Raw genomic sequence first — 12,653 nt, 5'->3', positions numbered from 1 at the left:
TTCTGGAAGTGAGGCCGCCGGTGGACCTCGAAGCGCGCAGAAGGGCTTTTGCTACTCGCTCACAAGCCGCAGCCCCACCGGCAGCCCCTCTCCAAAGAACGCCGCGCGCTCGGACTCCTCGACGGCCACCACCTCGCGCACCGCCTTGAGCCACGCCTCGGGGGCGCCCACCTTGACGAGCCGCCGCTCCACCTCGCCGCGGACCCGGTCCGAGACGTCGCGCGCCCGGTCCCCGGTCCTGCGCGCGAGCTGCACCGCGGCCGGCGCCGCGGACGGCAGATCCTGCCACTTCTCGCGCAGCAGGTGGTCTATCCACCGCTCGGCCGCCGCCGGCGACACCACATGGTGGACGCTCGCATACGCCGGAACGCGCGCGCCGAGGCGGCCGATCGCCGCCCAGAGCCGCGCGTCGCGGTCGGTCCATGTGCGCTCCAGGATCCACGCGCCGAGCTCGCTCCGCCGGCCGGCGGGCACGCGCTCGAGCGACGCGCAGAGCTCGAGCAGATCGTCGAGCGCCTCCGGCTTCACCCCCTTCGGCTTCTTCAGCCGCTGCTCGGCCGGGGCCAGGAACGGATCCGCCAGATCCCGGATCGCGACCTGCAGCGGCTCGTCGAGGCCGCCCGCGATGCGGCGCCAGGCGATCCAGAACTGCTGCCAGGAGCGCGCCTCCTGCGGGAACGCCAGCCGCTCGGCGAAGAGCGGCGCGAGCGCGGCGACGCGCGCCGGGTCGCCCGCGTCGCCGAATCCGGGGCGGAGGCAGTAGCCGGCGAGCGACCAGAAGACGCGCTCGTGATCGGCCGAACGCCGCCGCGAGCGCGCGCTCGGGACGAGGGTGTCGAGCAGCGCCCGCGCGGTCTCCGTCGTCCAGGTGGCGCGCTCCCCGAGGACGCGCTCGAGCTCGCGCACCAGGTTCTTCGCCTCTCGCGGCGCCACGTCGGGCCGCCCCTTGCCGAACACCCGCTCGATCGCCTCCCGGGCCTCGTCGAGGCGCTTGCCGCCCGGCGCCGCCGCGGCGTGAGGCCTCGCCTGCGCCCGCTCCGCCGGGGCGCCGCCCTCGGCCTCGGCGGCGCGCGCGCCGCGGCCGTCCTCGCGCAGCTGGAACGCCAGCCGGAAGCGGCGCGGCGCCGCGGCGTCCACCTCGACGCAGGCGAGATCCAGGGTGCCGATCGCGGTGAGCTCTCCCTCGATCTGCACCCGCACATCCGCCTGCTTGCCGGTCGCCGCGCGCGCCGCGTCCCCCGCGTCGAACGCCACCGCGATCGGCGGCAGCGCCTCGAACCGGTCGTCCTCGAGGGGGACGAGGTCGCCCGCGCGATCGACGCGCGCGTCGTCCGACGCGAACAGGTCGAACCGCACCGGGCGCCCCACGACGAGCGCGAAGGTCCGCCCGGCCGCCGCGTGGACGCTGCCCTCCTTCGCGCCGCGCGGCACGACGCAGACCGCTGGCCGCGGCCCCCCGCCGGCGGGCGGCTCGAGGCCGACGTAGTAGCCGCGCGCCGCGCCCCCCTCGATGTGCACGCCGCGGCCCGCGAGGGCGAGGCCATACGCGACCGCGCCCCGCGCCACCGCGAGGTCGGGATCGGCGTGCGGGAGCAGATCGAGCGGCGGGCCGCCCCAGCGCTCGACGACCTGCGCGAGGCGCTCCGCGACGCGGCGGGCGCGGAAGACGCCGCCGTTCAGGAGCAGCGCGGTCGGACCTCGCGCCTCCGGGGCGTGGCGCGCGAAGAACCAGGCCACGTGCCGGGTGATCGCGACGTCCCGCTCGTAGGGCAGGCCGAACGCGACGAGCCCGCTCCGCCCGCGCTGCGGCCGGGCGTCCCGGGGCGCGTCCGGGAAGAAGCCGTCCAGCACGACGCCCTCGACCTCGTCGCGGCCGAGGCGCGTCGTCAGCGCGCCGCCCACGAGCCGCGCGCCGTGCGAGAGCACCGTGACCGGCGCGTCGTCCGGCGGCGAAGGCGCGGCGCTGCCGGCGCCGCCGGACGAGGCCCCGCCGGCGAGCAGGCGCTCCTTGGCGGCGCGGCAGGCCAGCACGAGCTGGCCGAAGCGCGCCGGGTCGAGCTTCTCCCCTGCGCCCACGAGGCGCGGCTCGCAGAGGTGGGCGAGCGCGAGGTCCATGTTGTCGCCGCCGAGCAAGAGGTGGTGGCCGACCGCGACGCGGGAGACCTCGGGGTGGCCCTTGGCCGCGCCAGCGCCCCGGGCGACCCGGATGAGCGACAGATCGGTCGTGCCGCCGCCGACGTCGCAGACGAGGACCATCGCCTCGCCGCCCGAGCGTTCGAGCAGGGCGTCGAGGCCCTCGGCGCCGGCGAGCCGCATGAAGTCGTAGAACGCGGCCTGCGGCTCCTCGAGGAGGCGCGCCGAGAGTCCGGCGCGGCGGGCGGCCTCGACGGTGAGCTCGCGCGCGACCTCGTCGAACGAGGCCGGGACGGTGAGCACGACCTCCTGCGCCGCGAGCGGGCGCTCCGGGAAGGCGTCGTCCCAGGTGCGCCGCACGTGGGCGAGGATCCGGGCGCTCGCGTCGAGCGGCGAGACGCGCGGCAGGGAGGCCGCCTCCTCGGCCGCGCCCCATGGCAGGATGGGCGCCGTGCGGTCGACGGCGGGGTGGCAGAGCCAGCTCTTCGCCGAGGCGATGAGCCGCCCGGGGATCTCGCCGCCGCGCCGGCGCGCGTGCTCGCCGATCGCGAAGGGCGCGTCGCCGAACGGATCGGCGGGCGCCTCGCCGGGGAGGGGCGCGTAGAGCAGGGACGGCAGCAGCGGGCGCGCCTCGATCTCGGTGGCGGTCACGAGCTGCGGGATCGAGAAGACGCGGATCGCACCGGGACCGGCGTCGCGCTCCGCCCACGCCACGACGGTGTGCGTGGTGCCGAGGTCGATTCCGACGATCAGGCTCGGGCTCTTCGCGGGGGCGGACATGCGTGCGCGCAGCAACGATACTGGATCGCCGCGGCGCATTCCGCAGGTCCGGCGCGCCGCCGCGCCGGCCCGCGCGCGCCCGCGCGTTTCTTCCGGTTCTTCCGGGCGATTCCCCGTGCTAGAGCCGCGAAATGCGAGCGAACCGAGCGATCTGGCTTGTGGTCCTGGGCGCCCTTGCGGCGGGGTGCGGGTCGGCGACGACCGAGATGTCGGTGGCGGCGAGCGCGGCGCCGCCGCCGCCTCCTCCTCCCGTGGCCGTCCAGCCGGCGGCGCCTGCCGAGGCGGTCATCGAGGGGGATCGCATCAAGATCGCCCGGCCGATCTTCTACGACCTCGACAAGGACGAGATCCGGCCGGAGTCGTTCTCGGTCCTCGACGCGGTGGCGAACATCCTGCGGACGCACCCGGAGATCACCGCGCTCACGGTCGAGGGCCACACGGACAACCAGGGCAGCGTGGAGCACAACATCAAGCTGTCCGAGCGCCGCGCGAACGCCGTCGTCCGCTACCTCGTCCAGCGCGGCGTCGCGACGCCGATGACGGCGCCGGGGTACGGCGCCGGCGCGCCGATCTGCTTCACGAACGACGAGGGCTGCCGCGCCATGAACCGGCGCGTGGAGTTCCGCATCAAGTCGAAGTGACCGGCTGGCGGTCGATCGAGGCCGCCCGCTCGTCGCTCCAGCTCCGACAGCTTCCCCCCCGCGCCTGCTCCCCCGGCCATCCGGGCGTCGGAACAACAGGCCAGGTTAACACAGACCCTCATTCGAAATCGACTGATTTCGTCGACGTCAGCGCGTGTCGCGTACTTCGCGCATTGTGCGGGGCAGCGGTCGCGAGGTTTGTTGCCGGATTGCCGGGTTGCCGGGTTACTGCGCACTGCCCCACTGGTTGTTGGTCACGTGGGTCACGTCGGCCGCATCGCCGTGCGCCCCGCGAGGCGCACGGCGCACGGCGCACGGCGCGCGAGCGCGAGGATGCCTGTCCGTCTGTGCGCCTGTGGGACAAGCGACTCCCAAAGATGATTGTGTTGCAAATTTGTATTGAACGGCGCCGCTCGATCGTACTTAATACAGCACGGGAATCCGCGCGCTGAGTGCGACGCGCCAGTTCGAGCAACTCACTGCATTGCAAGGTGGATCATGGCGAGCGTTCGTCGTCGTATGCTGGAGATCGCTTGTCTCGTCCTTCCGGGGCTCGCGTGGCTTTCGCCGCGCACCGCCGATGCGCATCACGCCGACCATCTCAGGTGGGCGGAGAGCCTCGTCGACAACATCAGCCCTGAGAACAACGAATACAACTCGAGCCCCAGCTTCATCAGCTGGGCCGGTGTGGCCGGCGCGCGGCGCTACGCGAACCGGACGCAGTGCGCCACCTTCCTGACGGAGCTGCTCAAGCGGGGCTACGGCTTCACCGAAGCGTCGCTCCACGACTGGCTGGGCAGCCGGAGCCCGAGCGCGGCCGCCTACTACGACGCCATCGTCGAGGAGAACGGATTCGAGAGGATCCACGACCCCAAGGACGCGCGCGCCGCCGACATCATCGCCATCCGCTACCCCGCAGGCGAGTCGTCGACCGGGCACGTCGCGATCCTCCGCCGGGCGCCGAGGGCGAAGCTCCCCGTCACACCGCTCGTCGCGGGCACGCTCCAGTTCGAGGTGAGCGTGGTCGACTCGACGAGCACGCACCACGGCTCGTCCGACTCCAGGTACGCCTCGAGCGGCCGGGGGGCCTCCGGCGCAGGCTACGGGACGATGCGGCTCTACAGGAACACCTCGGACACCATCGTCGGGCACACCTGGAGCACGGCCGCCGTCACGGCCTATTACCCCACGACAGTGCGCCAGGTGGTGATTGGCAGGCTGGTGTTCGAGGACGACGATCGGTCGGACGACGACGACGCCGACGACCGGTGGTAGCGAGGGGCCGACGGCCACCTCCGCGTGCCCAAGGCTCGTCCCTGACGGTTGCCCCTCGCTCGGCTGCACGCTGAAGACGGCGTCCGCCCCCCGGGCCGCGGCCTCGATGAGGGGAGCGGCGCACCCGCCGCCGCTCGCCCGAGCCGCGTGACTGCATGGATCCAGGCCTCGGTTTACGTGCGACCTGTCGGTTGGTAGAGTCCTCTCCAGGAGGGCCGTATGCGCGAGCCGAGCGAGACGGGAAGTGCCGACGGTGGCCGTCGTGACGTGCTGGGAGCGGTCGCCCCGACCGCAGCGGCCGCGGCGGTCGGGGCAGCCGGCCGCCCGTCGCCTGCGGCGCCTGCGGCCGGTGAAGCGCCGGCGCGCACGCTCGGGCGGACCGGCGCGCAGGTGGAGCCGGTGTCGCTCGGCGGCGAGGGGATCCTCCGGACGACCGGCCGTCACCGCGAGGCGGTGCCCGTGATCCTGGAGGCCCTGCGCCTCGGGGTCAGGTACTGCGACACCGCGCCTGCATACCAGCAGAGCCAGGACTACTACGGTGAGGCCTTCCGCGCCGCCGGCCCGAAGGCGCGCGAGCAGGTCTTCCTCGCCTCCAAGACCCACGCGCGCGATCGCGACGGCGCGCTGCGGCTGCTCGACGACAGCCTGCGTCGGCTCGGGACAGACCACCTCGATTCATGGCAGCTTCACGATCTGCGGGAGCTCGAGGAGCTCGACGCCATCTTCGGCAAGCGGGGCGCCATCGAGGCCGTGGAGCAGGCCAGGGCGGACGGCCGCGTGCGCCACGTCGGGATCACCGGCCACCACGACCCGCGGATCCTCCTGGAGGCGATGCGGCGTTATCCTGTGGATACCGTGCTCTGCGCGGTCAACCCCGCAGATCCGGCGCGGCTCCCGTTCCTTACGACCGTGGTCGAGGAGGCGCGGCGGCGCGGCGTCGGCGTCATCGGCATGAAGATCATGGCCGCGGGCCGCCTGCTCCAGGATCGCGCCGCGAGCGCGACCGAGCTGATCCGCTACGCGGCGAGCCACGCCGACACGGTGATCATCGGCTGCTCGTCGATCGCCGAGGTGCGCGAGAACCTGGGCGCGCGGTCCCTCTCCTTCCCGATGCCGCCCGCCGAGCGCGCCGCGCTGGAGGCGCGCGTCGCGCCGCGCGCCGGCCGTTACGACACGTTCAAGGCCGGTTGAAGCGGCGGATACGCGGCTCCGCGAGCGAGGCGCCGCCCGCGGAGCTGCGGTGTGTAAAATTTTTCCTTCACTGCAATCGTGGGTTGTCTGCCGCACACGAGCCATGCGCCAACACGCGCCAACACGCGCCAACACGCGACAGAGCGCGACGGAGCGCGGCGTTCTTCCTGGCAAAACGCCGGCGAGCGCGCCCCCAGGCCCCGTTGACAAGCGGAGGTGCCGGGGTCTAGAGTGGCGGCCCTCTGAGCTCGCTCGGAGGCCCCAGGCCTGACAATCATCGGCTTATCCGACCCGGGGCAGCGCAGCCTCCGGGTTTTTTTCTGTCGCTATCCACGGAGACCGCGCGTCCATGAGCAATCAGTACGGCCACTTCGACGACGAGAGCCGCGAGTACGTCATCACCCGGCCCGACACGCCGCTGCCCTGGCTCAACTACCTGGGTTCGGACGAGATGTTCGGCCTCTGCACCAACACGGCGGGCGGCTACACGTTCTGGAAGGACGCCAAGCTGCGCCGGCTCACGCGCTACCGGTACAACAACGTGCCCATGGACCTCGGCGGGCGCTACCTGTACGTGAACGACGGCGGGGTCGTGTGGAACCCCATGTGGAAGCCCCTCAAGACGGCCCTCGATCGCTACGAGTGCCGCCACGGCCTGGGCTACACGAAGATCACGGGCGAGAAGAACGGCGTCGAGGTGGAGGTGCTCTACTTCATCGTTCCCGGCGAGAACGTGGAGATCTGGCGCACCCGGGTCACCAACAAGAGCGGCTCGAAGAAGGACATCCAGCTCTTCTCCTATCAGGAGTTCTGCTTCTTCGAGGCGCTCAACGACATGACGAACTACCAGCGCACCTACTCCATCGGCGAGGTGGAGATCGAGGGGAGCGCCATCTACCACAAGACCGAGTTCCGCGAGCGCCGCTCCCATTACACGCTCTTCGCCTGCACGCGCGCCATCGACGGGTTCGACACGAGCCGTGACGCCTTCTGTGGCAGCGTCCACCACGGCCTCCACGAGGCCCAGGTGCCGGCCAAGGGGAAGGCCACGAACTCCAAGGCGTTCGGCTGGAACCCGATCGGCAGCCACCAGGTGAGCCTCTCGCTCGAGCCCGGCGCGAGCGAGACGATGAGCTTCGTGCTCTCGTACGTGGACCACGGGGACCTGCCCAAGTTCAAGGCGCCCTTCGTCCTGAACAAGCAGAAGGGCAAGGAGATCCTCGCCAAGTACTCGGCGCCGGGCGTCGTGGACGGCGCGTTCGCCCAGCTGAAGGCGGACTGGGCCGGGATCCTCTCGAACTTCCAGGCCGACTGCCCGGACGAGCACGCGAGTCGCATGCTCAACACCTGGAATCAGTACCAGTGCATGGCGACCTTCAACCTCTCTCGGTCGGCCAGCATGTACGAGACCGGCATCGGCCGGGGCATGGGCTTCCGCGACTCGAACCAGGATCTCCTGGGCTTCGTGCACCTCGTCCCCGAGCGCGCCCGCCAGCGCATCCTCGACATCGCCGCCACCCAGCTCAGCGACGGCACCTGCTACCACCAGTACCAGCCGCTGACGAAGAAGGGGAACGCCGACATCGGCGGCGACTTCTACGACGATCACCTGTGGCTGATCCTCTCCACGTGCGCGTACATCAAGGAGACCGGCGACAAGGGCATCCTCAAGGAGGCGGTGGGCTACGCCGACAAGCCGGGCTCCAAGGAGGACCTCCTTCACCACCTGGAGACGTCCATCGCCTACACGATGAAGAAGCGGGGCCCGCACGGCCTGCCGCTGATCGGCCACGCGGACTGGAACGACTGCCTCAACCTGAACTGTTTCAGCACCGAGCCCAACGAGAGCTTCCAGACCGCGGGCGACGTGAAGGACTCGAAGGCCGAGTCCGTGATGATCGCCGGCCTCTTCCTCTATGCCAGCCGCGAGATGGCCGCCCTGTACGACTGGATGGGCCAGAAGTCCGACGCCGCGCGCATGCGCGAGCAGTACGCCGAGATGCTGGCCGTCGTCGAGAAGGAGGCCTGGGACGGCGAGTGGTACCGCCGCGCCTACGACGCCGAGAGCCGGCCGGTCGGGAGCAAGGAGAACGAGGAGGGGAAGATCTTCATCGAGAGCCAGGGCTGGTGCGTCCTGGGCGGCGCCGGCGCGGACAACGGCCGCGCCAAGCAGGCGATGGAGAGCGTGCACAAGCACCTCTACACGAAGAACGGCATCGTTCTGCAGCAGCCCGCGTACTCGACCTATCACCTCGAGCTCGGCGAGGTCACCTCGTATCCGCCGGGCGTGAAGGAGAACGCGGGCATCTTCTGCCACAACAACACCTGGATCCACCTCGGCTGGTGTCTCCTGGGCGAAGGGGAGCGCGCGCTGGAGTACTATCTCTCCATCTGCCCCTCGGCCAAGGAGAGCCAGATCGAGACCTATCGCGCCGAGCCCTACGTCTATGCGCAGATGATCGCCGGCAAGGACGCCCCGGTCTTCGGTGAGGCCAAGAATGCCTGGCTCACCGGCACCGCGGCCTGGACGTTCGTGTCCGTCAGCCAGGGGATCCTCGGCGTGCAGCCCCAGTACGACGGCCTGAAGCTGGATCCCTGCGTGCCCAAGGCGTGGAAGAGCTTCTCGATCTCCCGCCGCTTCCGCGGCGCCACCTACGAGATCAGCGTCAAGAACTCGGGGGTGTGCAAGGGCGTGAAGAAGCTGACCGTGGACGGCAAGACCGTCGCGGGGAACGTGATTCCCCTGTCGCCGGCCGGCTCGACGGTGCGCGTCGAGATCGAGATGGGCTGAAGGCCCTCTGTCGGAGCGCGCCGCGCGGTGGCGGCGGCGCGCTCCGCGTGCGCTCGTCCTGTCCGCGTGACTCCACGTAACGCGCGCGCCGAGCCTGCGGCGGCGAGCGCGCGTGCGGCTCACTCGGCCTGAGCTGGGCCGACCCACCTCCCGTTCAGCATCACCCGCTTCACGCGGCGCATCGCCCGGATGTCCGCGAGCGGGTCGCCTTCGATCAGGACGAGGTCGGCGAGCTTGCCCGCCTCGACGCTGCCGAGCCGGTCGTCGGCGCGGAAGTACCTGGCGTTCTCCAGCGTGCCAGCGACGAGGACCTCCATGGGCGAGAGGCCGCTCTCGACGAGCAGCTCCATCTCGTGCTGGTAGGCCCACCCTCGCTCGGCGCCCGGCGCCTTGCCGTGGGAGCCGACGACCACCCGCACCCCGGCGCGGCGCGCCGCGAGGGTGAGCTTCATCATGTTCTCGAAGCCGCGCACCTGGGTCTCCGTCGCGCCCGCGTCGCCGGCGCGGCGCTCGAAGATGGCGAGCGTCGGGGTGAGGAAGGTGCCCCGCGCCGCGAGCAGCCCGAGCAGCGCTCGGGTCCGCGGCGCGCCGAGGGAGATGCCGCGAAAGACCTCGAAGCGCCCCGGAAAGCGCGCGTCGTTGTCGGCGATCACCGACTGGCGGTAGCGCTCCGCCTCGCGCGGCGGCACGAGGGCCGTGCCGAGCGACGTGATGTGCTCGATGCCGTCGAGCCCGGCGCGGACCGCGGCCGCGGCGTCCACGGTCTCGAGGTGCGCGACGGCGATCACCCCGCGCGCGTGCGCGGCCTTGGCGACCTCCTCGACGAGCCCGAGGGGCAGGCGGAAATAGACCTTGATCGCCGACGCCCCGCGCTCGACCAGCTGATCGACGGCCCAGCGCGCCTCGGCCGCGTCGCGCACCAGCATCGCGCTCTCCGGATAGGCCGGATACGGCGCGTCGAGCAGCGGCCCCGCCAGGAAGAGCCGCGGCGTCGGGCCGAGCTTGCGCGCGGCGTCGTACGCCTCGATCCAGTTCCCCGGCTCGCGCAGCGAGGTGACGCCGCGCTGCAGGACGACGCCGGGCAGCCCGTCATCGCCGTCGAGGTGGAAGTGCGCGTCGATGAGGCCGGGCAGCACCCAGAGCCCCGCGCCGGGGACGACCTCCGCGCTGGCCGGGACGTCGGTGGCGCCGCGCGCGCCCGCGGCGACGATGCGGTCGCCGCGGACCACGACGACGGCGTCGCGCACGGGCGGCCCTCCCCGGCCGTCGATGAGCGTGGCCCCGACGATCGCCGCGCAGCGCGCGGCGTCCGGCCGCGCGACGGCGTTGATCTCCCGTGAGGGCGGGAGCTTCGGCTGCCCTTCCGGCGAGGGCCATTGCACGGTCGTGCTCGCGCAGGCGCACAGGCCCACGAGCGTCGCCGCCAGACACACGCGCAACACGCGCAACACGCGCAACACGCGCAACCGAATGCTCATCGTGCCCTCCCCCCGTGACGCGCGACGAGCCCCGCGCGCGCCGTCGCTGCGCGGCGCGCGTGGGGCCGTATCGCTGGCGCCCGTCGCGCGCGATCGCAGCGCGAGGCCGCGCTCTGCGATCGCGCGCGACGCAGGCGCCGCGCCTCTGATCATAGCAGAGCCGTGCTCCAGGGCCGCTGTCACGAGCGCTTTCCAACTTCCACCTTCAAGTCGTCAAAGGCGCGCGCTCCCGGCGGCGTCCACCGCCATCTCCAGATTCGCGCGAGGCATCGAGATCGCGCAGCGCTGCGGGCAGCGCGCGGCGCGGGCTGCGGCGATCCCGGCGACGGCGCGGCGTTCCGTGGAGCACAAGGAGGCTCGGAACTCGCGACTTGCGGCATTCGCTGCGACGCTCGCCGCGACCCCCCGGCCACGGCGATGCGCGCGGTTCGCGACGCGCGATTTCGGTGTGGTTTCGTCCGGGCGTCGGAGTCGGGCGATCCCCGAGTCGAGGGCGCTGCTGGGCTCGTCCTCAGCGCGCATGCCATGGTGTTTGGGGTCGCTCGACCGGGCGAGGCGCGGACAGCTGTTTTCGCGCGTCGCATGGAAGATAGTTGAGCGTCACAGCCTGGGTGGAGTAGTGTGCCGCCGCCGGCACGCGGGGGTTGTCGCGACCGGCGAGTCCCGTTGGGACTGACAGACGAAGCGACGATCGACGACGGGCGCTCGTTCGAGCGCGCCGGAGGACAACATGCGTAATATTAATCTTGTCAGCATGGGCTCGATGGCTCTCATCCTTGGCGCGACCGCCTTCTCCGCAGGGTGCGGGGACGACACCGAAACGACGACGGGCTCGGGCGGCGGGACCACCGCGAGCAGCTCGGCCGGCGAGGGCGGCGGCGGCGGCACGGGCGGCGAGGGCGGCAGCGGCGAGGGCGGCAGCGGCGAGGGCGGTGGCGGCGGCACGGGCGGCAGCGAGGAGTGTGTGACCTGCTCGGCGCCCCTCGTGGCCAACGCCGACCCGGCGGACCTCTGCGAGTCCTCGATCCCGAAATACCAGGCAGTTACGCAGTGTATCTGCGAGGCATGTGGCGCGGCGGACGGCGATCCCTGCTATGTCGCGTGCACAACGGACGAAGTAGCGGACGAGGCGTGCGAGGCGTGCGGCACCGAGGCGGCCACCACCGCTGAGGGCGCGTGCATCGAGCAGGGCACCGCCTGTCTCCAGGACGGCCAGTGATCTCGACGCGCCGAGGTCTCGCGGATCCGTCCGAGCGACCTTCGGCGATTCACGCTGCGGCCGCAGGGAGGGGCGGGACGCCTGCCTCGCCCGCGGCCGCCGTTTCGCGCTCTCCGCTGTCGCTGTGGGCTCGGTGCGACAGGCGCCTGTCGGTGCGCGGGCGATTTCGCGGAGACACCTAGTCGACCTCGCTCACCGTCACATCGACGTTCATTGTCTCGGCGGCGGCGGTGTAGAGCGTCCCCGCTGTCGGCGTTGCGTCCATGTAGTTGCGGCCGTAGCCGACCCGCACGTGGTCGAGGCTGGCCAGCACGCCGTTCGTGGGGTCGAACCCCTTCCAGCCGATGTTCGGGATGTAGAGCTGCACCCACGCGTGGGTCGCGTCGGAGCCGGCGCGGCTCGCGCCGACGTTGCCGGTATAGAGGTATCCGCACACGTAGCGCGCCGGAATGCCGAGGAGCCGCGCCATGCAGATGAACAGGTTCGCGAAATCCTGGCAGACCCCGCGCCGGTTCACGAAGACGTCATACGGGGTGGTCGCCAGGTTCGTCGAGCCCGGCACGTACTGGTATTCGCGGAAGAGCGTCAGGTTGATCGCGAAGAGCGTTTCCATCAGGTCCGCGTCGTTCTTCTCGACGAACGACATGGCGTAATCGAAGAGCGCCTGGATCTGGGTGTCGGGGAGCTCCGCCGGGCGCACGTACGGCGCGATGATCGCCTGCTCCCAGGGCATCCAGACGAGGGGGAACGCGGGCCGGATCTTCTTCTTCGCGAAGGCGAACGGATCGGCGTCGCAGAGCTCCACGATCGAGTCGGCCGAGATCGTGAGCGCGGTATACGGGGCGGTGATCTCGAAGCGTGTGACCCGGTTCCCGAAGACGTCCTCGAACTCCACGGTGGTCACGCCGGGATCGATCGTGAGCGTGTGCGAGAGCACCCGTTGATCCCGGTCGTGCACCGGGCAGAGATGCAGCTTGTGCACGCTGCGCTCCACCGGGCGATCGTAGGTATATCTCGTCGAATGGACGATGCGGAGCCTGCGAATCGTCGGTGCCATGTCGTGTCCTCGATGAGCGCGCTCCGGCTTGGCCTCGCGCTCGGCCCCTCTGCCTGCTGCATGCTGCGGCGCGCTACGAGGGTAACGC

The 12,653-nt window shown here is 71.4% G+C and carries 8 protein-coding genes; 5 read left to right on the top strand and 3 right to left on the bottom strand.

Annotated elements, in window-relative coordinates:
• Nucleotides 1–51 precede the first annotated feature (51 nt).
• Nucleotides 52–2,913 carry an Hsp70 family protein gene (locus WME73_RS35115; protein ID WP_437912370.1) on the bottom strand — a complete coding sequence of 954 codons (2,862 nt, stop codon included), beginning with the start codon at nucleotides 2,911–2,913 and terminating at the stop codon, nucleotides 52–54.
• A 131-nt stretch (nucleotides 2,914–3,044) separates the two neighbouring features.
• On the opposite strand from WME73_RS35115, the gene WME73_RS35110 reads away from it, so the two are divergent.
• The 4 genes from WME73_RS35110 to WME73_RS35095 all read left to right on the top strand — a co-directional run bounded on the left by WME73_RS35110 (nucleotide 3,045) and on the right by WME73_RS35095 (nucleotide 8,811).
• The gene (locus WME73_RS35110) at nucleotides 3,045–3,554 is read left to right on the top strand and encodes an OmpA family protein (protein WP_437740718.1); all 510 of its coding nucleotides are present in this window, start codon (nucleotides 3,045–3,047) and stop codon (nucleotides 3,552–3,554) included.
• 498 nt (nucleotides 3,555–4,052) lie between these two features.
• Nucleotides 4,053–4,829 carry a hypothetical protein gene (locus tag WME73_RS35105; RefSeq protein WP_437912369.1) on the top strand — a complete coding sequence of 259 codons (777 nt, stop codon included), beginning with the start codon at nucleotides 4,053–4,055 and terminating at the stop codon, nucleotides 4,827–4,829.
• A 219-nt stretch (nucleotides 4,830–5,048) separates the two neighbouring features.
• Nucleotides 5,049–6,020 (top strand): aldo/keto reductase, encoded by a 972-nt coding sequence (locus WME73_RS35100; protein WP_437912368.1) that lies wholly within the window; start codon nucleotides 5,049–5,051, stop codon nucleotides 6,018–6,020.
• Nucleotides 6,021–6,369: 349 nt separating this feature from the next.
• The gene (locus WME73_RS35095; protein WP_437740715.1) at nucleotides 6,370–8,811 is read left to right on the top strand and encodes a GH36-type glycosyl hydrolase domain-containing protein; all 2,442 of its coding nucleotides are present in this window, start codon (nucleotides 6,370–6,372) and stop codon (nucleotides 8,809–8,811) included.
• Between the two features lie 119 nt (nucleotides 8,812–8,930).
• Here WME73_RS35095 and WME73_RS35090 read toward each other — a convergent pair whose 3' ends face one another.
• Nucleotides 8,931–10,289 carry an amidohydrolase family protein gene (locus WME73_RS35090; protein ID WP_437912367.1) on the bottom strand — a complete coding sequence of 453 codons (1,359 nt, stop codon included), beginning with the start codon at nucleotides 10,287–10,289 and terminating at the stop codon, nucleotides 8,931–8,933.
• 763 nt (nucleotides 10,290–11,052) lie between these two features.
• Here WME73_RS35090 and WME73_RS35085 point away from each other — a divergent pair.
• Nucleotides 11,053–11,508, top strand: coding sequence for a hypothetical protein (locus WME73_RS35085; protein WP_437912366.1), 456 nt, complete (start codon nucleotides 11,053–11,055; stop codon nucleotides 11,506–11,508).
• 178 nt (nucleotides 11,509–11,686) lie between these two features.
• Here the strand turns inward: WME73_RS35085 and WME73_RS35080 are convergent, their stop codons facing one another.
• Nucleotides 11,687–12,565, bottom strand: coding sequence for a transglutaminase family protein (locus WME73_RS35080; RefSeq protein ID WP_437912365.1), 879 nt, complete (start codon nucleotides 12,563–12,565; stop codon nucleotides 11,687–11,689).
• Nucleotides 12,566–12,653: the final 88 nt, after the last annotated feature.

Source organism: Sorangium sp. So ce302, assembly GCF_051530145.1.
Classification (GTDB): domain Bacteria; phylum Myxococcota_A; class Polyangia; order Polyangiales; family Polyangiaceae; genus Sorangium; species Sorangium cellulosum_B.
Note: the sequence above shows the minus strand (reverse complement) of the source record. Positions and strands in the feature narration are given on the sequence as shown.

Bases quoted from the DNA above. Each gene is read 5' to 3' on its own strand.
- WME73_RS35085 (WP_437912366.1), top strand. From the start codon at position 11,053: ATGGCTCTCATCCTTGGCGCGACCGCCTTCTCCGCAGGGTGCGGGGAC.
- WME73_RS35080 (WP_437912365.1), bottom strand. From the start codon at position 12,565: ATGGCACCGACGATTCGCAGGCTCCGCATCGTCCATTCGACGAGATAT.
- WME73_RS35095 (WP_437740715.1), top strand. From the start codon at position 6,370: ATGAGCAATCAGTACGGCCACTTCGACGACGAGAGCCGCGAGTACGTC.
- WME73_RS35090 (WP_437912367.1), bottom strand. From the start codon at position 10,289: ATGAGCATTCGGTTGCGCGTGTTGCGCGTGTTGCGCGTGTTGCGCGTG.
- WME73_RS35105 (WP_437912369.1), top strand. From the start codon at position 4,053: ATGGCGAGCGTTCGTCGTCGTATGCTGGAGATCGCTTGTCTCGTCCTT.
- WME73_RS35115 (WP_437912370.1), bottom strand. From the start codon at position 2,913: ATGTCCGCCCCCGCGAAGAGCCCGAGCCTGATCGTCGGAATCGACCTC.
- WME73_RS35110 (WP_437740718.1), top strand. From the start codon at position 3,045: ATGCGAGCGAACCGAGCGATCTGGCTTGTGGTCCTGGGCGCCCTTGCG.
- WME73_RS35100 (WP_437912368.1), top strand. From the start codon at position 5,049: ATGCGCGAGCCGAGCGAGACGGGAAGTGCCGACGGTGGCCGTCGTGAC.